At 70.2% G+C, this 22,616-nt stretch carries 21 protein-coding genes and 1 pseudogene; 10 read left to right on the top strand and 12 right to left on the bottom strand.

The window, feature by feature from the left end; all coding sequences use genetic code 11:
- The 3 genes and pseudogenes from MKK64_RS25575 to rnd all read right to left on the bottom strand — a co-directional run.
- Positions 1–191: pseudogene (locus MKK64_RS25575) on the bottom strand (PQQ-dependent dehydrogenase, methanol/ethanol family); the annotation flags it as partial.
- A gap of 684 nt (positions 192–875) precedes the next feature.
- Complete coding sequence (locus MKK64_RS25570) at positions 876–1,166, bottom strand: hypothetical protein (protein ID WP_243938419.1); 291 nt, start codon at positions 1,164–1,166, stop codon at positions 876–878.
- 127 nt (positions 1,167–1,293) lie between these two features.
- Positions 1,294–2,448: a ribonuclease D gene (rnd, locus tag MKK64_RS25565; protein ID WP_243938418.1), complete on the bottom strand. Its 1,155-nt coding sequence runs from the start codon at positions 2,446–2,448 to the stop codon at positions 1,294–1,296.
- Between the two features lie 230 nt (positions 2,449–2,678).
- Here rnd and aspS point away from each other — a divergent pair, with 230 nt between their 5' ends.
- The 4 genes from aspS to MKK64_RS25545 all read left to right on the top strand — a co-directional run bounded on the left by aspS (position 2,679) and on the right by MKK64_RS25545 (position 6,842).
- Entirely contained in the window at positions 2,679–4,493 is a 1,815-nt protein-coding gene (gene aspS / locus MKK64_RS25560) for an aspartate--tRNA ligase (RefSeq protein ID WP_147728091.1), read from the top strand.
- Between the two features lie 68 nt (positions 4,494–4,561).
- Positions 4,562–5,431, top strand: a complete 870-nt coding sequence (locus tag MKK64_RS25555; protein WP_243938417.1) for a glycosyltransferase family 2 protein — start codon at positions 4,562–4,564, stop codon at positions 5,429–5,431.
- Positions 5,428–6,507, top strand: a complete 1,080-nt coding sequence (locus MKK64_RS25550; RefSeq protein WP_243938416.1) for an acyltransferase family protein — start codon at positions 5,428–5,430, stop codon at positions 6,505–6,507. The genes MKK64_RS25555 and MKK64_RS25550 overlap by 4 nt, the downstream gene beginning before the upstream one ends.
- Positions 6,504–6,842, top strand: a complete 339-nt coding sequence (locus MKK64_RS25545) for a hypothetical protein (RefSeq protein ID WP_147859283.1) — start codon at positions 6,504–6,506, stop codon at positions 6,840–6,842. Before MKK64_RS25550 ends, MKK64_RS25545 begins: the two co-directional genes overlap by 4 nt.
- Here MKK64_RS25545 and MKK64_RS25540 read toward each other — a convergent pair.
- Positions 6,812–7,063, bottom strand: a complete 252-nt coding sequence (locus MKK64_RS25540; RefSeq protein ID WP_147726094.1) for a DUF3297 family protein — start codon at positions 7,061–7,063, stop codon at positions 6,812–6,814. The genes MKK64_RS25545 and MKK64_RS25540 overlap by 31 nt on opposite strands.
- Before the next feature lie 53 nt (positions 7,064–7,116).
- Positions 7,117–7,737, bottom strand: a complete 621-nt coding sequence (locus MKK64_RS25535; RefSeq protein ID WP_187275407.1) for a CatB-related O-acetyltransferase — start codon at positions 7,735–7,737, stop codon at positions 7,117–7,119.
- Positions 7,738–7,791: 54 nt separating this feature from the next.
- On the opposite strand from MKK64_RS25535, the gene MKK64_RS25530 reads away from it, so the two are divergent.
- The gene (locus tag MKK64_RS25530; RefSeq protein ID WP_147726093.1) at positions 7,792–10,122 is read left to right on the top strand and encodes an NADP-dependent malic enzyme; all 2,331 of its coding nucleotides are present in this window, start codon (positions 7,792–7,794) and stop codon (positions 10,120–10,122) included.
- A 65-nt stretch (positions 10,123–10,187) separates the two neighbouring features.
- Positions 10,188–11,633 (top strand): acetamidase/formamidase family protein, encoded by a 1,446-nt coding sequence (locus MKK64_RS25525; RefSeq protein WP_243938423.1) that lies wholly within the window; start codon positions 10,188–10,190, stop codon positions 11,631–11,633.
- A 42-nt stretch (positions 11,634–11,675) separates the two neighbouring features.
- On the opposite strand, the gene ppx is transcribed toward MKK64_RS25525, so the two are convergent.
- From ppx to MKK64_RS25505, 4 genes are all read right to left on the bottom strand, one after another.
- Positions 11,676–13,217, bottom strand: a complete 1,542-nt coding sequence (gene ppx, locus MKK64_RS25520; RefSeq protein ID WP_147841665.1) for an exopolyphosphatase — start codon at positions 13,215–13,217, stop codon at positions 11,676–11,678.
- A gap of 109 nt (positions 13,218–13,326) precedes the next feature.
- Positions 13,327–15,687: an RNA degradosome polyphosphate kinase gene (locus MKK64_RS25515; RefSeq protein ID WP_243938422.1), complete on the bottom strand. Its 2,361-nt coding sequence runs from the start codon at positions 15,685–15,687 to the stop codon at positions 13,327–13,329.
- Positions 15,688–15,832: 145 nt separating this feature from the next.
- A complete protein-coding gene (locus MKK64_RS25510; RefSeq protein WP_243938414.1) occupies positions 15,833–16,543 on the bottom strand; it encodes a hypothetical protein in 711 nt (236 codons plus the stop codon).
- Positions 16,544–16,590: 47 nt separating this feature from the next.
- Positions 16,591–17,682 carry an AI-2E family transporter gene (locus MKK64_RS25505; RefSeq protein ID WP_243938412.1) on the bottom strand — a complete coding sequence of 364 codons (1,092 nt, stop codon included), beginning with the start codon at positions 17,680–17,682 and terminating at the stop codon, positions 16,591–16,593.
- A gap of 182 nt (positions 17,683–17,864) precedes the next feature.
- On the opposite strand from MKK64_RS25505, the gene purM reads away from it, so the two are divergent.
- Positions 17,865–18,932 carry a phosphoribosylformylglycinamidine cyclo-ligase gene (purM, locus tag MKK64_RS25500; protein ID WP_243938411.1) on the top strand — a complete coding sequence of 356 codons (1,068 nt, stop codon included), beginning with the start codon at positions 17,865–17,867 and terminating at the stop codon, positions 18,930–18,932.
- Positions 18,932–19,588: a phosphoribosylglycinamide formyltransferase gene (gene purN / locus MKK64_RS25495; protein WP_147859279.1), complete on the top strand. Its 657-nt coding sequence runs from the start codon at positions 18,932–18,934 to the stop codon at positions 19,586–19,588. Before purM ends, purN begins: the two co-directional genes overlap by 1 nt.
- 54 nt (positions 19,589–19,642) lie before the next feature.
- Here purN and MKK64_RS25490 read toward each other — a convergent pair whose 3' ends face one another.
- Both MKK64_RS25490 and ndk read right to left on the bottom strand, forming a co-directional pair.
- Positions 19,643–20,005 carry a hypothetical protein gene (locus tag MKK64_RS25490; RefSeq protein ID WP_147726087.1) on the bottom strand — a complete coding sequence of 121 codons (363 nt, stop codon included), beginning with the start codon at positions 20,003–20,005 and terminating at the stop codon, positions 19,643–19,645.
- A gap of 178 nt (positions 20,006–20,183) precedes the next feature.
- Positions 20,184–20,606, bottom strand: a complete 423-nt coding sequence (gene ndk, locus MKK64_RS25485; protein ID WP_147726086.1) for a nucleoside-diphosphate kinase — start codon at positions 20,604–20,606, stop codon at positions 20,184–20,186.
- A gap of 230 nt (positions 20,607–20,836) precedes the next feature.
- On the opposite strand from ndk, the gene MKK64_RS25480 reads away from it, so the two are divergent.
- Entirely contained in the window at positions 20,837–21,343 is a 507-nt protein-coding gene (locus tag MKK64_RS25480) for a DUF2147 domain-containing protein (protein ID WP_243938410.1), read from the top strand.
- A gap of 64 nt (positions 21,344–21,407) precedes the next feature.
- On the opposite strand, the gene MKK64_RS25475 is transcribed toward MKK64_RS25480, so the two are convergent.
- Positions 21,408–22,043: a glutathione S-transferase N-terminal domain-containing protein gene (locus MKK64_RS25475; protein WP_243938408.1), complete on the bottom strand. Its 636-nt coding sequence runs from the start codon at positions 22,041–22,043 to the stop codon at positions 21,408–21,410.
- A gap of 243 nt (positions 22,044–22,286) precedes the next feature.
- Here MKK64_RS25475 and MKK64_RS25470 point away from each other — a divergent pair, with 243 nt between their 5' ends.
- Entirely contained in the window at positions 22,287–22,586 is a 300-nt protein-coding gene (locus MKK64_RS25470; RefSeq protein ID WP_243938406.1) for a hypothetical protein, read from the top strand.
- The last annotated feature ends 30 nt before the right edge of the window (positions 22,587–22,616 follow it).

Genomic DNA, 22,616 nt, shown 5'->3' with positions numbered 1-22,616 from the left:
GCCACCTGGAGGTTCTTGACGTTGCCCGCGTTGATCTGGTCGAGCTTCGAATAGCGCGTGTTGGCGTAGTCGACCGTCTGCAGCACCTGCTCGGCCGGGTTCGCCAGATGCTTCATCAGATCGTCGTTCGCGATCGCCGGGGCGGCAACCGCAAGGCTCGCGCCAAGCGCGAGAAGATGAACCGCTCTCATGTGTGTTCCTCCGACAAGTCTTGATGCCTTCCGGACACGACGCAGACCGCGTCGAGAAGACCTGACCTGACTCTTTGCGACAGGGATCGATTTGCTTCGGTAGCGGGCAGGAAATCGACGACTTTGGGTCGCCGAGCCAGAGGCCGCCATCCCTGAGGCGGCCCCCTCGAAACCGAAGCTTGAACGAACTCTAAGAGATTTTTGAGCCTCGTCAACTCGGTTCGGGCGCCTCCGATAGGGTTGTGCGCAAGTCGCCGCACCTTCGCGGGAAGACCAGGGTCGTTGACGCGCCGCAAAAACTTATTGTGCATCGCACAAAAAGAGGTCGTGCCCAGGTGTTGTGCTTCGGCGTGAGCGGCAAACACATGCGCCGTTTGCAGCTTGAGCTTCGGCATTCGCGTTTTTCATGCGCTCGGTGCACGGTGCGCTGCCGCTTCGCGCGGCATGACACGGCATCGCCTTGGCAATGGGCAGATGCGCTGCAAAATGCGGTCGCGACAGCACCGCGGATGCTTCGCGGTCAAGCTTCGGTAATTTCCTGCCGCTTCTGCGCGCTCTGGTCGCATGAAACCGCCGTCGGCGACCCAGAACAGCATTTTCCTGCGCCGAGCGATGTCGAGAATCGCCGTCTCAACGGTGGTCATCCGGGAAGGAGGATTGCCTCGCAGGCCGGCCGCGACGATCTCAGGCGAGGGTCCCGACGGCGCCGGTGCTCTCGAACTCGGCGGCGTCGCCGACGAGGTCGGTGAGCGAGATCGCGAGGGGCCGGCCGGTCTTCAGGCGCAGGGTGGAGTCCGGGATCAGCCAGATCGGGCGCAGGCCGGCATGGCTTCCGTGAAGGCTGCCATGGGCCGTAACGACGGATGCCCGCCGTTCCACGATCACCCGGTAGCGGACCCGGACGGTTCCGCAGCCCTCCGCCGAGACGGTGCCCCGCCCGGTCAGCGTCTGGAGGACTTCGTTGGGTTCGTGCATCGGATGCGACGTGGGGCCCTGGGACGTTTCGGCAATCGCATTGCCATTTAGTCCCGGTCCGTCCCCGTGTCACGGGTTCGCCTGCGATGGTCTCGCGTCGATGACCGGATGCCGGCCGATCGCCGGTTCAGGCCAGCGACCGCACTACGATGCGCCCGCCCTCGGCGGAGAGCGCGAGGCGACCGTGCTTCAGATCGAGCGCCTTGCTGCCGAAGAGCTCGCGGCGCCAGCCCTGGAGAAGCGGCACGTCGGCCGCGTCGTCGTCGGCCACCGCTTCGAGATCGTCCACCGTGGCGATGATCTTCGGCGCGACGCCCTCGGTCTCGCACACCGCCTTCAGAAGCACCTTGAGCAACTCGACCAGCGCCCCGTTGCCGCCGCTGCGGCCGCGACCGCGCTCGGGCAGCGCGATCTCGCCGACGTCGCGGGCGAACCCGCGCTCGACGGCGGCGAGGATGTCGGTACCGGTGCGCGAGCGCTCGAAGCCCGCCGGGATCGAGCGCAAGCGGCCGAGCGCCTCGACGTTGCGCGGCGCCGAGGTCGCGACGTCGATCACCGCCTCGTCCTTCAGGATGCGCCCGCGCGGCACGTTGCGCGTCTGCGCCTCGCGCTCGCGCCAGGCCGCGACCTCCATCAGCACCGCGATCTCGCGCGGCTTGCGCATCCGCCCCGACAGGCGGCGCCAGGCCTGAGCCGGGTCGGCGCGATAGGTGTCGGGCGAGGTCAGCACCGCCATCTCCTCGTCGAGCCACTGCCCGCGGTCGTCGCGCACGAGGTCGGCGACCAGCTTCTCGTACACGGTCACCAGATGGGTGACGTCCGACAGGGCGTAGGAGAGCTGCGCGTCCGAGAGCGGGCGCCGCGACCAGTCGGTGAAGCGCGAGGACTTGTCGATCTTCGCCTTGGCCACGTCGTTGACCAGCTGCTCGTAGGACACGGAGTCGCCGTAGCCGCAGACCATCGCCGCGACCTGGGTGTCGAAGAACGGCTGCGGCAGCAGCCCGCCCATCAGCCAGATGATCTCGAGGTCCTGGCGGGCGGAATGGAACACCTTCACCACGCCCTCGTCCGCCATCAGGTCGACGAAGGGCTGGAGGTCGATGCCGTCCGCCAGCGGATCGACCAGCACGCCGGTCCCGTCCGGCGCCGCCATCTGGATCAGGCAGAGCTTGGGGTAATAGGTCGTCTCGCGCATGAACTCCGTGTCCACGGTGACGAAGCTCTGCGCGGCGAGGCGGTCGCAGGCGTCGCGGAGCGCCTGCGTCGTACTGATCAGATCCATGCCCCCGGCTATATCGGAGGTTTCTTGTAAAGGGGAGCCGGATGCGCCGGCATCCCCATCGATCCTCAGGTTCGACGTCCCCGAGGACCTGCGCCGTCTTCGCTGGGCCCGCGGTTCCGCCGGGCCTCCGCGACGGCGAGGCTCGGCACCCGGCCGCCCGGTCCCGCGGCGCGCCTTGACTTCGCCCCCCTCGCGTGAATGGTGCCGCGCTTCCATTCCAAGGTTTTGCGATGCACCGTTACCGGACCCATACCTGCGGGGCGCTGCGCCCATCCGATGTCGGCGCATCCGTCCGCCTCTCCGGCTGGTGCCACCGCATCCGCGACCATGGCGGCGTGCTCTTCATCGACCTGCGTGACCATTACGGGCTGACGCAGTGCGTGGTCGATTCGGATTCGCCGGCCTTCAAGGCGGCCAACACCGTGCGCTCGGAATGGGTCGTGCGCCTCGACGGGCGCGTCCGCACCCGGCCGGCCGGGACCGAGAACGCCGAGCTGCCGACCGGCGCGGTCGAGGTCTACATCGACGAGCTCGAGGTGCTGGGCGCGGCCGCCGAGCTGCCGCTGCCGGTCTTCGGCGACCTCGAGTACCCCGAGGAGACCCGCCTGCGGTACCGCTTCCTCGACCTGCGCCGCGAGAAGCTGCACGCTAACATCATGAAGCGCGGCGCGATCGTCGACTCGCTGCGTCGGCGTATGCGCGAGGGCGGGTTCTTCGAGTTTCAGACGCCGATCCTCACGGCATCGAGCCCCGAGGGCGCACGCGACTACCTCGTCCCCTCCCGCGTCCATCCCGGGAAATTCTACGCGCTGCCGCAGGCACCGCAGCAGTTCAAGCAGCTGACGATGATCGCCGGCTTCGACCGCTACTTCCAGATCGCGCCCTGCTTCCGCGACGAGGATGCGCGCGCCGACCGCTCGCCGGGCGAGTTCTACCAGCTCGACATCGAGATGAGCTTCGTCACCCAGGAGGACGTGTTCCAGGCGGTCGAGCCGGTTCTGCACGGGGTGTTCAAGGAGTTCGCCGGCGACAAGCGCGTCACCGACGTGTTTCCGCGCATCACCTACGCCGACGCGATGCTGAAGTACGGCGTCGACAAGCCCGACCTGCGCAACCCGCTGCTCATCGCCGACGTCACGGCCGAGTTCGCCGAAGACGCGGTCGAGTTCAAGGCGTTCAAGGGCGTGATCAAGTCCGGCGGCGTGGTCCGCGCGATCCCGGCGACGGGCGCGGCGACGCAGCCGCGCTCGTTCTTCGACAAGCTCAACGACTTCGCCCGCGCCGAGGGCGCGCCCGGGCTCGGCTACGTGGTGTTCGAGGAGGTCGACGGCGCCCTCACGGGCAAGGGCCCGATCGCCAAGTTCATCCCCGCGCCGATCCTGGCGCGGATCGCCGAGAAGACCGGGACGAAGGCGGGCGACGCGGTCTTCTTTTCCGCCGGCACCGAGGCGAAGGCCGCGGCGCTCGCCGGCAAGGCGCGCATCCGCATCGGCGACGACCTCGGCCTGTCCGACAAGGACCAGTTCGCGTTCTGCTGGATCACCGACTTCCCGATGTTCGAGTGGAACGAGGACGAGAAGCACATCGACTTCTCGCACAATCCGTTCTCGATGCCGAACTTCGACCACGACGCCTTCCTGGCCCTCGGCGAGGGCGACGACGCCAAGATCCTCGACATCAAGGCGTTCCAGTACGACATCGTCTGCAACGGCATCGAGCTGTCGTCGGGCGCGATCCGGAACCACAAGCCCGAGATCATGGAGAAGGCGTTCGCGATCGCGGGCTACGGGCGCGACGTGCTTGAAGCCAAGTTCGGCGGCATGCTCAACGCGCTGCGCCTCGGCGCCCCGCCGCACGGCGGCATCGCGCCGGGTGTCGACCGCATCGTGATGCTGCTCTGCGAGGAGCCGAACATCCGCGAGGTGGTGCTGTTCCCGATGAACCAGCGCGCCGAGGACCTGATGATGGGCGCGCCGTCCGAGGCGACCCCGAAGCAGCTTCGCGAGCTGCACATCCGCCTGAACCTGCCTGAGAAGAAGGCGTGACCCCACACGTCCTTCCCTCCCCCCGCAGAGGGGGGAGGGAAAAGCGGTCGCCCCGGGGAGTCGGTTAAGTGCCCAGCCTCGTCGCCGTCGTCGTCGCGCATGACAGCGCCGAAGCTCTGCCGGCCTGCCTGTCGGCGCTCGGGGCCGAGCATGTGCCGGCGATCGTCGTCGACAATGCGAGCCGCGACCGATCGGCGGAGATCGCGGAGGCGGCCGGCGCGCAGGTGGTCCGCAACGCTCGGAACGAGGGCTACGGCCGCGCCAACACCCTCGGCGTCCGCGTTGCCGCGCAGGCCCGCTACGTGCTGATCCTCAACCCCGACGTGATCCTGCGGCCGGGCGCGGCCGACGCCCTGCTCGCCGCCGCCGAGCGCTGGCCGGAGGCCGGATTGTTCGCGCCGCGCATCGTCGAGCCGGACGGCCGGTTCTTCTACCAGCCGCGCTCCCTGCTGGCGCCGTACCTCACCAACCCGCGCGGGCGCCGCGACCTGCCCGCGGGCGATGCCTGCGCGCCGTTCCTGTCCGGCGCGTGCGTGATGATCGAGCGGACGTTCTTCCTGGCGCTCGGCGGCTTCGACGAGCGGATCTTCCTGTTCTACGAGGACGACGACCTCTGTCGCCGCATCGCCGATGCGGGCCGCGCCCTCGTCCACGTGCACGGCGCCGAGGTCCTGCACGGGCGCGGGCGCTCCTCGGCGCCGGAGCGCGGCCGGATGTTCCGCACCCGCTGGCACCAGGCGTGGTCGCGCGCCTACGTCGCCCGCAAGTACGGGCTCGCCGACCCCATCCTGCCGGGGCTCGCGGCCAACGCGCTCAAGGCCTGCCTGTCCCTGCTGGTCCTGCGGCGTGTCGGCGTCGAGCGCTACGGCGGCTCGGCCGCGGGCGCCTGGGCCGCGCTGCGGGGCCGGTCCGCGCTGGCCCGCGAGGGCCTCGAATGACCCGCGCCGCGACGGTGGCGGACGCGCTGGCCCGCCCGCACAACGGCTTCTCCGGCCTTCGCCTGGCGCTCGCGCTGGCGGTGGTGGTCTCGCATGCCTTCAGCGTCACCAACGGCAACGCCCTCGACGAGCCGCTGGCGCGGGCGACCGGCTTCACTCTCGGCGAGCACGCGGTGAACGGCTTCTTCGCGGTGTCGGGCTTCCTCGTGACGATGAGCTTCGACCGGCGCGGCCTCGTCGACTACCTCATCGCCCGGACCCTGCGCATCCTGCCGGGGCTCGTCGCCGCGACGCTGCTGGTCGCCCTCGTCCTCGGCGCCGCGATGAGCACGCTGCCGCTCGGCGAGTATCTGCGCGAATGCGGCGTCTGGCGCTTCGTGCGTGGCACGCTGACCACCTTCAAGAGCAACGCGTCGCTGCCGGGCGTCTTTCCCGACAACCCGTATCGCAGCCCGCTCGGCACGGTCTGGACCCTGAAATACGAGACCCTGTGCTATCTGGGCGTCGTCGCTGCCGGCCTCGTCGGCGCGTTGCGGGCGCGCTGGACGGTGCCGCTGATCGCCGCCGGCTTTGCGATCGCGCTCCTGATCGCGGATGCGAAGCATCCCGACCTGCCGAAGGGCCTCGAGACGGCGTTGCGGCTGCCGCTGATCTTCGCGATCGGCGCGGCGCTCTACGCCGGAAGGGCATCCGTGCGCCTCTCGGCCGTCCCGCTCGCGATCCTGGCGCTGGCCTGCCTCCTGGCGCGCCACACCCCGCTCTACCGCACGCTGCTGTTCACGGCGGAAGGCTACGGCGCAATCTGGCTCGGGCTGTCGCCCTGGCTGGCGCGCAAGGCCTTCGACCCGGCCGCGGACCTCTCCTACGGGATCTATCTCTACGGCTGGCCGGTGCAGCAGAGCCTGCATGCTTCGTGGCCCGGTGCTTCCCCGGCGCTGCTGCTGATCCCGGCGCTCGCGCTCACGATCCCGGTGGCCGCGGCCTCGTGGTACGCCATCGAGCGGCCGGCGCTGCGGCTGAAGACGCGGACCCTGGGACGCCGCGCCCTCGGCACCATCGAGCCGGCCGGTCCGTGACCGGCTCGGGCGCACGCGCCCTGCCCCCGGCCGCGGCGCTCGCGCACGCGGCACGGCTTCTCGCCGAGCACGGTTTCCGGGTGACCGCGCGCAACGAGCGCGGTGACAGCCTGTACCTCCAACGCGCGGGATGCGGCTTCGCCCTACGGCTCTCGAACCACGCCCGGACGGCCAAGCAGCGGCAACGCCGCACCGACGTGCTGGCGAGCCTCGTGGTCCGGGATGCGCGCAGCCCGGAGCAGGTCGCGGCCCTGGTCGCGGGTACCCTGCGCGATTTCGACCTGGCTCGCGGCCGGCGCGAGGCTCAGGCCTCGGGTGCGGCGTCGCGGAAGTAGGGCTCGACCGTGCCCTTGAGCTTCACCGTCATCGGGTTGCCGGCGCGGTCCAGGGTCTTGCCGGCGCTGAGGCGGACCCAGCCCTCGCTGACGCAATATTCCTCGACGTTGGTCTTCTCGACCCCCTTGAAGCGGATGCCGATGCCGCGTTCCAGAATGGTTTCGTCGTAGAACGGGCTGTTCGGGTTCACGGCGAGGCGGTCGGGGGGCGTCTGGGACATCGGTCGGACCTTCGGGCGGGCGCTCAAGTGCGATCGGCCCGCGGGTAAGGGATTCAGGCAGGCGGTGCAACGGCGCGGGCGGCGGCGATCAGCTCGGGGATGCGCCCGCTCTGCAGCAGCGGCACCAGCGTCGACACCGCCGCATGCGGCAGGTCCCACCAGGCGCAGGCGACGAGGTCCGCCACCGTCGCCGCGTCGAAGCGGGTACGCACGACCCGGGCCGGGTTGCCGGCGACGATTGCGTAGGGCGGCACGTCGCGCGTGACCACGGCGTGCGCCGCCACCACCGCGCCGTGCCCGACCGTGACCCCGGACAGGATCAGGCAGCCCGAGCCGAGCCAGACGTCGTGCCCGATCGACACGTCCCCGCGCGAGGCGTGGTACCCGGCCGGCGCGTCCGCCTCCGGCCACAGCCCGCGCATCGCGGCGAAGGGATAGGTCGAGGCCCAGTCGAGGCGATGGTCGCCGCCGAGCAGGATCTCGACCTTGTCGGCGATGGAACAATAGCGGCCGATCGTCAGCCTCCGCCCGGATTCGGCGAATCGCACCTTCGGGCGGCCGTACGAATAGGCACCGATGGAGAATCCGTGGGCGCGCACCAGCTTTTCCAGGTGGATCCGCGTCTCGTTGTTCGGGTTGCGCCCGCTGCGCAGCCGGTGCAACAGGGCCTTCATGCGAGGGCGTTCGGCGCCACACGACGTACGCGCCTGATCGAGGGAGAATGGGCCATGGGCGACAACATGTCCGAGGATCTCAAGTCAGGGGCTCTCGTCTATCACCGCCTCCCGCGCCCCGGAAAGCTCGAGATCCAGGCGACCAAGCCGCTCGGCAACCAGCGCGACCTGGCGCTGGCCTACTCGCCCGGCGTCGCCGCCGCCTGCGAGGCGATCGCGGCCGACCCGCAGGAGGCCGCGACCCTCACCATCCGCCAGAACCTCGTCGCCGTGCTCACCAACGGTACCGCCGTGCTCGGCCTCGGCAACATCGGCCCGCTCGCCTCGAAGCCGGTGATGGAGGGCAAGGCGGTCCTGTTCAAGAAGTTCGCCGGCATCGACGTGTTCGACATCGAGGTCGACCAGCTCGACGTCGCCAAGCTCGTCGACGTGGTGTGCTCGCTGGAGCCGACCTTCGGCGGCATCAACCTGGAGGACATCAAGGCGCCGGAATGCTTCGAGGTCGAGGAGCAGTGCCGCGCCCGGATGAACATCCCGGTCTTCCACGACGACCAGCACGGCACCGCGATCATCGTGGCGGCGGCCGTGCTCAACGCGCTCGAGCTCGCCGGCAAGCAGCTGTCGGACGTCCGCATCGTCACCTCGGGCGCCGGGGCGGCGGCCCTGGCCTGCCTCAACCTGCTGGTCTCGCTCGGCGCGACCCGCGAGAACATCACGGTCACCGACATCAAGGGCGTGGTCTACAAGGGCCGCACCGAGCTGATGGACCGGTGGAAGGACGTCTACGCCCAGGAGACCGAGGCGCGGACGCTGGCCGAGGTCATCCCCGGCGCCGACGTGTTCATCGGCCTCTCGGCCGGCGGCGTGCTCAAGCCCGAATACCTCGAGAAGATGGCCGAGAAGCCGCTGATCATGGCGCTGGCCAACCCCTATCCCGAGATCATGCCCGACCTGGCGCAGGAGAAGCGCCCCGACGCGATGATCTGCACCGGGCGCTCGGACTTCCCGAACCAGGTCAACAACGTCCTGTGTTTCCCCTACATCTTCCGCGGCGCGCTCGACGTCGGCGCGCGCAGCATCAACGAGGAGATGAAGAAGGCGGCGGTGAAGGCCATCGCCGCGCTCGCCCGCGAGACCCCCTCCGACGTGGTGGCCCGCGCCTATGGCGGCGAGGCCCGACCGTTCGGGCCGCGCTCGCTGATCCCGAGCCCGTTCGACCCGCGGCTGATCCTGCGCATCGCGCCGGCCGTCGCCCAGGCAGCGATGGATTCCGGCGTCGCCGGCCGCCCGGTCGAGAACATCGCGGCCTACGCCGAATCCCTCGATCGGTTCGTCCACCGCTCCGGCTTCATCATGAAGCCGCTGTTCTCCAAGGCGAAGGAGAATCCCAAGCGCGTGATCTACGCCGAGGGCGAGGACGAGCGCGTGCTGCGCGCGGTCCAGGCCATCGTCGAGGACGGCGTCGCCAAGCCGATCCTCGTCGGCCGCCCGCGGGTGGTCGAGACCCGGCTCAAGCGCTTCGGCCTTTCGATCCAGGAGGGCCGGGACTTCGAGCTGATCGATCCCGAGGACGATCCGCGCTACCGCTCCTACGTCCAGACCTACCTCGACATCGCCGGGCGCCGCGGCATCACGCCGGATGCGGCCCGCACGCTGGTGCGCACCAACACCACGATCATCGGCGCCATCGCCGTGCGCCGCGGCGAGGCCGATGCGCTGATCTGCGGGCTCGAAGGCCGGTTCGAGACGCGCCTGCGCATCATCCGCGACATCATCGGGCTGTCGCCCGGCGTGACGCAATGCGCCGCGATGAGCCTGATCGTCACGAAGAAGGGCGCCTACTTCCTCGCCGACACGCATGTGCGCCAGGATCCGAGCGCGGAGGAGATCGCCGAGCTCGCCGTCGCCTGCGCCGGGCACGTCACGCGCTTCGGCATCACCCCGAAGATCGCGCTGCTCAGCCATTCCGACTTCGGCCAGTCCGACACGCCCTCGGCGATGAAGATGCGGGCGGCTCTGGGCCTCATCAACGACCGTGCGCCCGAGCTTCAGGTCGACGGCGAGATGCAGGCCGATTCCGCGCTCTCCGAGATCGTCCGCGACCGGGTGCTGCCGGGCTCGCGCCTGAAGGGCGCGGCCAACGTGCTGATCTTCCCGAACCTGGACGCGGCCAACATCGCCTACCAGTTCGCCAAGGTGCTCGCCGACGCCCTCCCGGTCGGCCCGCTGCTGATCGGCCCGGCCAAGCCCGCCCACATCCTGACGCCGTCGGTCACGGCGCGCGGCATCGTCAACGTGACGACCGCGGCGGTGGTCGAGGCCCAGGCGGGCGGCGGCCAGATGCTCGACTCGGCCGAGCCCGGCGCGGGCATGCTGTCGGAGTAGCGGCCCCGGACTCTGGCCGTGTCCTTGCATTTCCCGATCCGAGTGGGATGCCGGGGGTCGAGACGATGTGCCAGGGCGACGATCCGAACTGCGCGGCGTTCGCGGAGCACCGCCGCCGCTTCCTCGGCGATCTCGCGCCCGAGCGACGCGCCTTCCTGAAGAGTGGCTTCGTCGCCACAGGCGGCGCTGCCGCGCTCGCGGCCGGCGGCTTGTCCCTGGTCACGCCCGCCCTCGCCCAGACCAGCGCGGCGCGCGGACCGCGGCAGGCGACGCACCAGATGCTGCCAGCCAACGCCGACACGGTGCACTGGGGCTACTTCAGCAAGAACCTGAAGCCGCAGGTCGAGATCGCGTCGGGCGACTTCGTCACGATCGAGACCCTCACGCACCAGGCCAGCGACGATGCCGAGCGGATGATCCAGGGCGATCCGGGTGCCGAGAGCGTCTATCTGTGGACCAAGGACAAGAAGGGCGTCGCGCGGCGCGGGGCGGGCCCGGAGGATGCCAAGCTCGGGCCGGGCGGCGGTCTCGGCGTCCACATCTGCACCGGCCCGGTGGCGATCCGCGGAGCCGAGCCGGGCGACGTGCTGGAGGTCCGCATCCTCGACGTCGCGCCGCGGCCCTGTGCCAACCCGAAGTTCAAGGGCCTGGCGTTCGGAAGCAACGCCGCCGCCTGGTGGGGCTACCACTACAAGGACCTCATCACCGGCGACCGGCCGCGCGAGGTGGTGACGATCTACGAGGTCGACGCCACCGGCACGCGCGACTGGGCGAAGGCGGTCTACAGCTTCCGCTGGCCCGGCGTGACCGACCCGAACGGGATCGCGCACCCGACGATCGACTATCCGGGGCTGCTGGTCGATCACACCAAGACCGAGCGCAACTTCGACGTCCTGAAGGGCATCCGCGTGCCGATCCGCCCCCATTTCGGCACGATGGGCTTGGCGCCGGCCGAAGCCGACATGGTGAACTCGATCCCGCCGAGCTACACCGGCGGCAACATCGACAACTGGCGCATCGGCAAGGGGGCGACGATGTACTATCCGGTCGCCGTGCCGGGTGCGCTGTTCTCGGTCGGCGATCCGCATGCCAGCCAGGGCGATTCGGAACTCTGCGGCACCGCGATCGAGTGCTCGCTCACCGGCACGTTCCAGTTCGTGCTGCACAAGAAGCAGGACCTGCCCGGCACCGCGCTCGAGAGCCTCGACTTCCCGATGATCGAGACGCGCGACGAGTGGGTCCTCTCGGGCTTCAGCTATCCGAACTACCTCAAGGACCTCGGGCCGGCCGCGCAGGACGCGATCTTCCAGAAGTCCTCGATCGACCTCGCGATGCGCGACGCCTTCCGCAAGATGCGGCAGTTCCTGATGCACGCGAAGGGACTGACCGAGGACGAGGCGATCTCGCTGATGTCGATCGCGGTCGATTTCGGCATCACGCAGGTGGTCGACGGCAACTGGGGCGTCCACGCCATCGTGAAGAAGGCGATCTTCGCCGAGCGAGCGGCTTGAGCCCCGACCGGAGCGCCACGCTCCGGTCCCGTACCCGGATTGTCACCCGACGCGGACGCGCCCTTCCAGGCCGACGATGCGGGCGAGGCCGCGGACGCGGTTGAGCAGGCGGTCGCCGTTCAGCGCGTCCCATTCGGGCGGCAGGCTCAGGACGACGCGGCCGTCCTCGATGGTGAGCGGCATGCGGCGGAGCGCGCCTTCCATGCCGGCGGTCATCGGGAAGGTGACGCGCAGCAGCGCGCCGATGAGGCGGGCGCGCTCGAACAGGCGCGGGCCCGCGAGCGCCCGCAGCATCGGGTTCGCCTTCTCCGGGGCGACGCCCTCGTGGCGGAAGTAGATCGCCAGGGCGAGGAAGCCGCGGCCAGGATGGTCGATGCCGACGAAGGCCGCGTTCTGGATAATCGCGATGCTCTGCTCGCCGCGGTAGTCGGGATGCGCCCGCCAGCCGATGTCGGACAGGAGGCAGGCGGCGTGGCGAAGCCGGCGCTCGTCGGCGGTCTCCGGCCCGTCCAGCGCCGCCACGAACCGGTCGGTCCAGGCGATCAGCTCGTCGGCGTGGCGCGGCGAGCGCGCGCGCAGCTGGTTCAGCTCGGCGCAGGAGGCGAGCAGCGGGTCGAGCGCCCGGGTCTCGCGGTCGACCTGCTCGTAGAGCAGGCCCTCGCGCACGCCGGAGGCCGAGATCGCGACCTCCCGTGGGCGGCCGACGCGGATGATCTCCTCCAGCACCACCGCGCCGTAGGCCAGGAGCGGTCGACGCGCCTCGGAGATCGCCTCGACGTCCTGCAGCGTCGCGGCGTCGGATTGCTCGACGACCTGGAGGAAGCTCAGCTCGTCCGTCGGCTCGACGCTGTAGCCGTGCATCACGTGGACGGGATATTGCCGCGCGGCCTGGTGCAGGCGGGCGAGCGCCCGCCAGGTGCCGCCGACCGCGTAGAAGGTGCGGCCGCGCAGGGTCTCGAGCTGCGGCGCGGCCTTCTTCATGTGCTCGCGCACGATCTTGCCGGCCTTCTTCAGCGAGCCGCCGGAGAGGTCCTGCAGCGCGAGGCCGCCGAGCGGCATCGTCACGCCCTGCCCGACCACGGCGCCGCGCACGTCGACGAGCTCCAGCGAGCCGCCGCCGAGGTCGCCGACCACGCCGTCCGGCGCATGGAAGCCCGAGACCACGCCGAGCGCCGACAGCTCGGCCTCGCGCCGCCCCGACAGCAGCTCGATGCGCGTGCCGCAGGCCGCCTCGGCGGCCTCGAGGAAGGCGGGCCCGTTGGAGGCGTCGCGGGCGGCGGCGGTGGCGAGGACGAACAGCCGCGAAACCCGCATGGTCTCGCACAGCACCCGGAAGCGGGCGAGCGCGGCGAGCGCCCGCCGCACCGCCTCGTCGTTGAGGCGGCCGGTGGTGAGGACGTTGCGGCCGAGCCCGCACAGGACCTTCTCGTTGTAGAGCGGCGTCGGGGCCCGGCTCAGGCCGTCATAGGCGACGAGGCGGACCGAGTTCGAACCGATGTCGATGATCGCGACGGGCGCGTTGACCAAGGCCGGCTCCCGGTCGGCGGAATGAGCGAGCGTGAGGTTGGCGCGATGGGGACCCAAGCAACGACCTCGCTGTATGATACCGATCTGCTCGTCGAACGCACGTCTGGATGACCCGGCGGCGCGATCCGCACCGCCCGATCCGTGTATCCGGCCGGGGGCCGGACGATCAGCCCCGCTGCGCGCGACGGCTGAGAGCCCGCGGGCTCGACTTCTTCGACGACTTGCCGCGGCCGGACAGGCTCGGGTTCGTCATGAAGTACTTGTGCGCGTTGAACGGTTCCTCGCCCTCGGCGGGGTGGATGCGCTCGGCGCCGCCCGATGCCAGTACACGCCAGCTCTGGCGGTTGTCGAGAAGGTTGGCCAGCATGATCTGGTCGAGAACCTGTTGATGGACCGTCGGGTTGCTGATCGGCAGCAGCGACTCGACGCGGCGGTCCAGGTTGCGGCTCATCAGGTCGGCCGAGGAGATGTAGACCGTCGCCTTCGGGTGCGGCAGCCCGACGCCGTTGCCGAAGGCGTAGATGCGCCCGTGCTCGAGGAAGCGCCCGACGATCGACTTCACGCGGATCGTCTCGGACAGGCCCGGCACGCCCGGCCGCAGGCAGCAGATGCCGCGGACCACGCAGTCGATCTGCACGCCCTCCTGCGAGGCATCGTAGAGCGCGTCGATGATCTGCGCGTCGACCAGCGAGTTGCACTTGATCCAGATCGCGGCCGGCCGGCCCGCCCTGGCGTGGGCCGCCTCCGCCTCGATGTCGGCCAGCAGCCGCGCCTTGGCGGTCAGCGGCGAGACCGACATCCGCTCCAGCTGCGCCGGCTCGGCGTAGCCGGTGATGAAGTTGAAGATCCGCGAGACGTCGCGCGCCACCGCCGGGTCGGCGGTGAAGAACGAAAGGTCGGTGTAGATGCGGGCGGTGATCGGGTGATAGTTGCCGGTGCCGACGTGGCAGTAGGTCACAAGCTTGTCGCCCTCGCGCCGCACCACCATCGACAGCTTGGCGTGGGTCTTCAGCTCGACGAAGCCGAACACCACCTGCGCGCCGGCCTTCTCGAGGTTGCGCGCCCAGCGGATGTTGGCCTCCTCGTCGAAGCGCGCCTTCAGCTCGACCAGCGCGGTGACCGACTTGCCGAGCTCGGCGGCCTCGGCGAGCGCCGCGACGATCGGCGAGTTCGACGAGGTGCGGTAGAGCGTCTGCTTGATCGCGACGACGTTCGGGTCGCGCGCGGCCTGGGCCAGGAACTGCACCACCGAATCGAACGATTCGTAGGGGTGGTGGACGCAGAAATCCTTCTGGCGGATCGCCGCGAACACGTCGCCGCCGCTCTCGCGGATGCGCTCGGGGAAGCGCGGATTGTACGGCTTGAACTTGAGGTCGGGCCGGTCGATCCCGACGATCTGCGACAGCTCGTTGAGCGCCAGCATGCCCTCGACGATGAACACCGCGTCCGCGCCGATCTCGAGCTCGTCGCAGACGAAGCTGCGCAGGTCCTCCGGCATGCCGGACTCGACCTCGAGGCGGATGACGATGCCGCGGCGGCGCTGCTTCAGCGCGGTCTCGAAATGCAGGACGAGGTCCTCGGCCTCCTCCTCGATCTCGAGGTCCGAGTCCCGGATCACCCGGAAGGCGCCCTGCCCCTTCACCAGGTAGCCCGGGAACAGGCGCCCGGTGAACAGCACGATCACCTGCTCGATGGCGATGAAGCGCGCGACCGTGTCGTCCTCGATCGCCGGAAGCCGCACGAAGCGGTCGAGCACGCCCGGCATGCGGATCAACGCGCGCAGCACGCGGCCGTCGCGCGGACGCATCAGCATCAGCGCGATGGTGGTGCCGAGGTTCGGGATGAACGGGAACGGGTGGGCCGGGTCGATCGCCAGCGGCGTCAGCACCGGGAAGACGTGGTTGAGGAAGTACTCCTCCAGCCACGCGGCGTGCTCCGGGCGCAGGGCGTCGGGCTCGACCAGGGCGACGACGCCGTCGAGCTCCTCGCGCAGCTCGCGCCAGCGCGCCTGCTGGTCCTCCGCGAGCTTCGACACGCCGGTGCCGATGCGCGCGAGCTGCTCGGACGGCGACAGCCCGTCCTGCGACGGCAGCGTCAGCCCGGCGCGGACCTGATCGTGCAGGCCGGCGACGCGGACCATGAAGAACTCGTCGAGGTTGTTGGCCGAGATCGAGAGGAAGCGCAGCTTCTCCAGCAGCGGATGCGACGGGTTCGCGGCCTCTTCGAGGACGCGCCGGTTGAACTGCAGCCACGACAGCTCGCGGTTGACGAAGCGCTCCGGCGAAAGCCGCAGGGCGCGGCCGGCCTCGAGGATCGTCTCGCGCGCGGCCTTGTCGTCGTCGGCCGCCGGCGGCTCGGGGATCTCGGCGGTGGTCGGCCACTCGTCGCCGGCTGCCTCGGATGCTGAGGGACGGCGCGAGGTCCGTGCGGATGCCGGCGCCCGGCGCGGCGCGCGCTTCGGCGCCGCGTCGTCTCCGGCTTCGGTGACGTCGTCCGCACGATCGAGGGCGTCCACGTTCGATTCGATGTCCGACAACCCTGCCACTCCTCACCTGCCGCCTGTCGCGGCGTCCCTAACATGGGTGCTCTGCCGGAATGCGACACTGCCGTGACGGTCGGCGACGGGCGAGCCCGTTCCTCGGCGATGGCCGGCGGCGTCCGACCGATCGCGATCAGTCGTCCTCGTCGTCGCCGCCATCCGCGATCCCGAGGCGTTCGAGGACCGCGAGCGCCAGCGGCCGCGTGATGCGGCGGCCGCGGCCGAGGGCGTCGCGGTCGAGCTCGGTCACCACCTCGCGGGCGCGCCCGAGGGAGCGGTCGATGCGCAGGGCGACGGCGTCGATCACCCGGAGATCGACCACGAGCTGCCGATCGACGAACAGCTTGACGATGACCGCGCGCAGCAGCGCGTCGTCGGGCTCGCGGATCGCGACGCCCGGCGCCAGCCTCAGGCGCGAGCGCAGGTCGGCCACCGTCAGGCCGATCTGGTCGATCGCCGCGCCGCTGGTCAGCAGCACCGGGCATTTTCGCTCGCGGGCGAGGTTGAGCAGGTGGAACAGGGCGGCCTCGTCGCGGCCCGGGCGGTCGATGTCCTCGATCACCAGGGCGCCGTTCGAGATGCAGTGGGTCACGGTCTCCGCCGTGACCTCGGCCGCCGGCACGGTCCAGGCATGGGCCCGCGTCGCCCAGATCGAGGCGAGATGGCTCTTGCCGCTGCCCGGCGGGCCGGTGAGCACGAGCACGGTGTCCGGCCAATCGGGCCAGGCCTCGATCGACGCGTAGGCGGCCTCGTTGGCCGTGCCGACCAGGAAATCCTCGCGGCCGTAGCGCGGATCGAGCGGCAGGTCGAAGGCCAGTTGCTTCGGGGGGGCGTTCTCGCGCATGCGGCGCCCAGGGTGACCGTGCCGGCCCGACAGTCAAGCGCCAAGGCTCAAGGCCGCGGCACCTCGATCAGCACCGGCTGCTCGGCGTGGTAGAGCCGGCTCTGCAGGTAGCGCGACAGGGCGAAGCGCACGACGACGCCGATCGAGGCCGCAACCGGCACTGCGAGCAGCAGCCCGAGGAAGCCGAACAGCGAGCCGAAGGCGAGCAGCGCGAACATCAGCCAGACCGGATGCAGGCCGACGGATTCGCCGACGAGTTTGGGCGCGATTACGTTGCCCTCAAGGAACTGCCCGACGAGGAACACGCCCACCGTCAGCCCGAGATGCAGCCAGTCCGAGCCCGGCCAGAACTGCACCAGCGCGACGCCGACCGAGAGCAGGAAGCCGGTGAGTGTGCCGACATACGGGATGAAGGTGAGGAAGCCGGCGATCAGCCCGATCAGCACGCCGAAGTTCAGACCGACGAGCCAGAGGCCGACCGCGTAGAAGGTGCCGAGGATCAGGCAGACCAGCGTCTGGCCGCGGACGAAGCCGATGATCGCGCGATCGATCTGCGCGGCGAGCCGGCGCACCGTCGTGCGGTGGCGCGGCGGCACCCAGGTGTCGAGCGTCGCGATCATCCGGTCCCAGTCGACGAGGATGTAGAACGCGACCACCGGCGTCACCACCAGCAGCGAGATCACCGAGATCACGGCCTGCGAGCCGGACCAGATCGACTTGAGGAAGGCGAGCAGCCACGCGCCGCCCTGCGTCGCGAGGGTCCCGACGGAGGATTGCAGCTCGTTGACCACGTCGGCGCCGCCGAGCCGCTGCAGCACCGGGCCGGCCCGCTCGGCGATGATGCCCTGCAGCCGCCCGATCATGCCGGGCAGGCTGTTGATCAGCGCCGCCACCTGATTGGCGGCGAGCGGCACCAGGATCAGCAGCGACACGATCAGGCCGGCGACGAACATCGCCAGGATCAGCAGGCTCGCCGTCAGCCGACCGAGGCCGAGGCGCTCGAGCCGGTCGGCCAGCGGATCGAGCAGGTAGGCGAGCGCGATGCCGGCCACGAAGGGCAGCATCACCTCCCGCAGCAGGTAGACCACGATGCCGAGGGCGACGAGCGCCGCCAGACCGATCACAGCCCTGCCGCGCATCGACGCCCTCCCCTGCGAACTCGCGTGGGGACAGTGGGAAGGCGGTTCCGAACGGTCAAGGCGGCCGCCGGTGCCCGCCGTGCCACGGAGCGGCCGCAGCGCGTCATTTTCTTGTAGCCCGACGGGTTCGGTCGGCGCGAATCTCGGCTAAAGCAGCCCCGGACCACAGGAACGGAACGCCGATGACGGCCGAGATCACGAACGGGCTGACCTACGCGCATGCGGGCGTCGACATCGATGCCGGCAACGCGATGGTCGAGACCATCAAGCCGCTGGTGCGCGCCACGCGCCGGCCCGGGGCCGACGCGGAGATCGGCGGGTTCGGCGGCCTGTTCGACCTCAAGGCCGCGGGCTTCAAGGACGCGATCCTGGTGGCCGCCAACGACGGCGTCGGCACCAAGGTGAAGATCGCGATCGAGACCGGTCGGCACGACACGATCGGCATCGACCTCGTGGCGATGTGCGTTAACGACATCATCGTCCAGGGCGCCGAGCCGCTGTTCTTCCTCGACTACTACGCCACCGGCAAGCTCGTGCCGGGCGTCGGCGCCGACATCGTCCGCGGCATCGCCGAGGGCTGCCGCCAGGCCGGCTGCGCCCTGATCGGCGGCGAGACCGCCGAGATGCCGGGCCTCTACGACGGCGCAGACTACGACCTCGCCGGGTTCTCGGTCGGCGCGGCCGAGCGCGGCACCCTGCTGCCGAAGCCCGGCATCCGCGCCGGCGACGCGGTGCTCGGCCTGCCCTCTTCTGGCGTGCACTCGAACGGCTTCTCGCTGGTCCGCCGCATCGTCGCGCGCACCGGCCTGGCCTGGGACGCGGCCGCGCCGTTCGCCACCGGAAGGACGCTGGGCGAGGCGTTGCTGGAGCCGACGCGGATCTACGTGAAGCCGCTGCTCGCGGTGCTGAAGGCGACCGACGGGATCAAGGCGCTCGCCCACATCACCGGCGGCGGCTTCCCGGACAACCTGCCCCGCGTCCTGCCCGACGACGTCGGCATCACGATCGACCTCGACGCGGTCCGCCCGCCGCCGGTCTTCGGCTGGCTCGCGCGGGAGGGGGGCGTCGCCGAAGCCGAGATGCTGCGCACCTTCAACTGCGGCATCGGCATGGTGCTGGTGGTCGCCGAGGACCGCGCCGGGGCGGTGATTCGGGCCCTCGCCGAGGCCGGCGAGGCACCGGTGCGGCTCGGGGCGATCACCGCCCGCGGCCCGGAGCCCGTCGCGTTCACCGGCCGCCTCGCGCTCTGATGTCGGCGGGGCCCAGAACGCGCGTCGCGATCCTGATCTCGGGCCGCGGCTCGAACATGGTCTCGCTGATCGAGGCGGCGAAGGCGCCGGATTACCCGGCCGAGATCGTGCTGGTGCTCTCGAACCGGCCGGAGGCCGGCGGCCTCGCCCATGCGCGTTCCGTCGGCATCCCGGCGCACGCGATCGACCACACCACGTTCTCCGACCGCGCGACCTTCGACGCCGCGCTCGACGCCGAGCTGCGCGCGGCCGGCGTCGAGCTGGTGTGCCTCGCCGGCTTCATGCGGATCTTCTCGGCGGGCTTCGCCGAGGCCTGGGCCGGGCGGATGATCAACATCCACCCGTCCCTGCTGCCGCTGTTCAAGGGCACGCACACCCACGCGCAGGCGCTCGCCGCCGGCGTCCGCCTCCACGGCTGCACGGTGCATTACGTGGTGCCGGAACTCGATGCCGGCCCGATCGTGGCGCAGGCGGCGGTCCCGGTGCGTTCGGGCGACGATCCCGACAGCCTCGCCGCGCGGGTGATCGTGCAGGAGCACAGGCTCTACCCGGCAGCGCTCGCGCTGGTGGCGGGGGGGCGTGCCCGGTTGGAGGGCGAGCGCGTCGTGATCGACGACGATCGCGGCGCGGCCGACGCGGCCCTGCTGAGCCTGTAGCGTTCCGCGCCTTCCCTCCCCGCAGAGGGGAGAGGGAAGGCCTCGTACTTGTTTCTAGACCGGCCGCTGCAGCTTGCACGAATCCAGTGCGTTCAGCGCCTTGGCGCGGGCGGAATCGTTGAAGTAGCCGGTGGCGCGGTAGGCCTCGATCTCGGACTCGTCGAGCGAGCGCATGGTCTGCTTCGCGTAGCAGCCGCAGGGGCGCTCCAGCGAGGCTTCCGGCGCGTTGGTGATGCGGGCCTGGACCACGGCGCAGGCGTGGCGCACGCGGCCTTCGAGGTTGGCCTTCGGCACCGTGCGCAGCGCCGGGTCGGGCTGGTACTGATCGAACGGCGCGGAGGACCCGCTGGCGAGGGCGGCGGTCGCGGCGAGCGAGAGCAGGCCGGCGGCGATCAGGGACAGGCGGCGGGTCGTCATGGCAGGTCCATTGGCGAGATCTGGGAATCCGACGCCGTTGGACTCTCTGGCCGCACGCTTCGTCAATGACGGTGCGGCCACACCGCCCTCCATTCCGGGCGATGTGGCGTTCTACCGAGCCGAAGGCGTCCCCGGTGTGTTCCGGCGACCACCCTCGGGCACGCGGTTCCCGCGTTCCTCAGCCGACGATGTCGGAATCCTGGAAGAACTGCGCGATTTCCATCTTGGCGTTGTCGGCACTGTCCGAGCCGTGGACGGTGTTCTCGCCGACCGATTCCGAGAAGGTCTTGCGGATGGTGCCCTCGGCGGCCTGGGCCGGGTTCGTCGCGCCCATCACTTCACGGTACTTCGCGACGGCGTTCTCGCCCTCGAGCACCTGAACCACCACCGGGCCCGAGGTCATGAAGGTCACGAGCTCGCCGAAGAACGGGCGCTCCTTGTGGATCTCGTAGAACTTCTCGGCCTGGGCCTGGCTCATCTGGATGCGGCGCTGGCCGACGATCCGCAGGCCCGCCTTCTCGATGACCGCGTTGACGGCGCCGGTGAGGTTCCGCTTGGTCGCGTCGGGCTTGAGGATGGAGAAGGTGCGCTCGGTGGCCATGGTCAGTCCGCTTCGGATGAAAATAAAAAACGCCAGCAAGCGCGTCGCGAAAAACGCTTTGGCGCCGGGCTTATAGCGAGGGCGCCGGACACCCTCAACCCGAGCCTGCACGATGCTTGGCCATGGCAACGCTGCAACACTGCCGAAAAATCGCCCGAATGCGGGGGCTGAGTGATCTCACGAACTCCACCCGCCCCGCGCCGTCAGGCGCCAGCTTCGGAGCTACCTGCATGCGTCTCGCCCTCGCCGCCACCCTCCTCCTCGCCGGCATCGCCTCGGCGCACGCCCAGTCGAGCAAGGATCCCTCCGGCACCTGGCTGACCGAGGACGGCCGCGCGAAGATCCGCATCGACCGCTGCGGCGCCGGCCAGGCTCAGGTCTGCGGCAAGGTGGTGTGGCTCAAGGTCGCCACCACGGAAGCCGGCGCGCCGCGCACCGACATCAAGAACCCCGATCCGAAGAAGCGCTCGCGCCCCGTACTCGGCCTGCCGCTGATCGAGGGCCTGCAGCCGGACGAGGCGAAGTTCTCCGGCAGCATCTACAACATCGAGGAAGGCAAGATCTATCAGGTCAGCCTCGAGCGCGAGAACGCCTCGGAGCTGTCGGTCTCGGGCTGCCTGCTCAAGGTGCTGTGCGGCTCGCAGACCTGGACCAGGGTGCCGGACGTGAACCAGCAGGCCGCGAATGTCGGCGCCGAGCCGGCGCCGCAGAAGCCGGCCAAGCCCGCCGCCAAGTAGGCGGGACCGCTCCCCTGCGGACGCCGTCGATGGCGGCGTCCGATCAGCATGCCGGCGCACCCGATCAGATCGCGGAGAGGCCTCTCTGCACGGCGGGCCGTGCCAGGACCCGGTCGAGCCACGCCTTCACGTTCGGCAGCGCGCCGAGGTCGACGCCCTGCTTGCCGGTGAACTTCGCCCACGGCACCGTCGCCATGTCGGCGATGGAGTAGTCCCCGGCGAGGTACTCGCGATCCGCCAGCCGCCGGTCGAGCACGCCGTAGAGCCGGTTGGTCTCGGCGGTGAACCGCTCGATCGCGTAGGGGATCTTCTCCTTCGCGTAGATCTTGAAATGGTGGGTCTGGCCGAGCATCGGCCCGAAGCCGGCGCATTGCCAGAACAGCCACTCGTCGACCGCGACGCGCGCCCGCTCGTCGGCCGGATAGAAGCGGCCGGTCTTGCGCCCGAGGTATTGCAGGATCGCGCCGGATTCGAAGATCGAGACCGGCTGGCCGCCCGGCCCGTCGTGATCGACGATCGCCGGGATCTTGTTGTTCGGCGAGATTTCGAGGAACGCGGGCGCCATCTGCTCGCCCTTGGCGATATCGACCGGGACGACCCGATACGGCAGGCCGCACTCCTCCAGCATGATCGGGATCTTCCAGCCGTTCGGCGTGCTCCAGGTGTGGAGATCGATCGGTTTGCCGGTCACGGCCGCCATCGCTTGCCTTCGCTCTCAACGGATCGGCCGGCCGTCACGACGGGCCCCGTCTGCCGACGGTAGCTACCTCGGAACTCGGCGCGTACTCAAGGGCGCCCGATCACCGCTCACGTTTTCGAGAGATCACCGGGTCGCCTGTTGCCGCTCGGTCGTTCGGCCTTGTCCTCGGCCAAGCTTGGCGATGTGGTGGGGCGAGGTAGCGCACGTCGCGATTCGACGTGCCGCCCCGGAGGGTCCGCCGTCATGTTCGCCCGTTTCCTCTCGATCGCCGCCTTCGCCGTTCCGCTGGCCCTCGCACAGCCGGTCCTGGCCAAGGATCCGCCCCCGGCCAAGCCGACCGAGACGCCGATGGCCGCGCCGGCCGCGCCAGCGGCCAAGCCCGACGCCGCCCCGAGCGCGGGGCAGATGGCGGCGCGCCAGCGCCAGAAGACCTGCGGCGCGCAGTGGCGAGCGCTGGCCGACGCCGAGAAGGTGTCGCAGGGTCCGAAGTGGCCGCAATACTGGAGCAAGTGCAACAAGCGCCTGAAGGGCGAGAAGGCCTGACGGATCGTCCTGCGTTCCGGCGGGTTGTGC

It is taken from the genome of Methylobacterium sp. E-025, from assembly GCF_022829705.1.
Taxonomy (GTDB): Bacteria; Pseudomonadota; Alphaproteobacteria; order Rhizobiales; family Beijerinckiaceae; genus Methylobacterium.
This window is presented reverse-complemented; position numbering and strand designations above follow the sequence as displayed.

Bases quoted from the DNA above. Each gene is read 5' to 3' on its own strand.
- MKK64_RS25570 (WP_243938419.1), bottom strand. From the start codon at position 1,166: ATGCACGAACCCAACGAAGTCCTCCAGACGCTGACCGGGCGGGGCACC.
- rnd (WP_243938418.1), bottom strand. From the start codon at position 2,448: ATGGATCTGATCAGTACGACGCAGGCGCTCCGCGACGCCTGCGACCGC.
- aspS (WP_147728091.1), top strand. From the start codon at position 2,679: ATGCACCGTTACCGGACCCATACCTGCGGGGCGCTGCGCCCATCCGAT.
- MKK64_RS25550 (WP_243938416.1), top strand. From the start codon at position 5,428: ATGACCCGCGCCGCGACGGTGGCGGACGCGCTGGCCCGCCCGCACAAC.
- MKK64_RS25540 (WP_147726094.1), bottom strand. From the start codon at position 7,063: ATGTCCCAGACGCCCCCCGACCGCCTCGCCGTGAACCCGAACAGCCCG.
- MKK64_RS25535 (WP_187275407.1), bottom strand. From the start codon at position 7,737: ATGAAGGCCCTGTTGCACCGGCTGCGCAGCGGGCGCAACCCGAACAAC.
- MKK64_RS25530 (WP_147726093.1), top strand. From the start codon at position 7,792: ATGGGCGACAACATGTCCGAGGATCTCAAGTCAGGGGCTCTCGTCTAT.
- MKK64_RS25525 (WP_243938423.1), top strand. From the start codon at position 10,188: ATGTGCCAGGGCGACGATCCGAACTGCGCGGCGTTCGCGGAGCACCGC.
- MKK64_RS25510 (WP_243938414.1), bottom strand. From the start codon at position 16,543: ATGCGCGAGAACGCCCCCCCGAAGCAACTGGCCTTCGACCTGCCGCTC.
- MKK64_RS25505 (WP_243938412.1), bottom strand. From the start codon at position 17,682: ATGCGCGGCAGGGCTGTGATCGGTCTGGCGGCGCTCGTCGCCCTCGGC.
- purM (WP_243938411.1), top strand. From the start codon at position 17,865: ATGACGGCCGAGATCACGAACGGGCTGACCTACGCGCATGCGGGCGTC.
- purN (WP_147859279.1), top strand. From the start codon at position 18,932: ATGTCGGCGGGGCCCAGAACGCGCGTCGCGATCCTGATCTCGGGCCGC.
- MKK64_RS25490 (WP_147726087.1), bottom strand. From the start codon at position 20,005: ATGACGACCCGCCGCCTGTCCCTGATCGCCGCCGGCCTGCTCTCGCTC.
- ndk (WP_147726086.1), bottom strand. From the start codon at position 20,606: ATGGCCACCGAGCGCACCTTCTCCATCCTCAAGCCCGACGCGACCAAG.
- MKK64_RS25480 (WP_243938410.1), top strand. From the start codon at position 20,837: ATGCGTCTCGCCCTCGCCGCCACCCTCCTCCTCGCCGGCATCGCCTCG.
- MKK64_RS25475 (WP_243938408.1), bottom strand. From the start codon at position 22,043: ATGGCGGCCGTGACCGGCAAACCGATCGATCTCCACACCTGGAGCACG.
- MKK64_RS25470 (WP_243938406.1), top strand. From the start codon at position 22,287: ATGTTCGCCCGTTTCCTCTCGATCGCCGCCTTCGCCGTTCCGCTGGCC.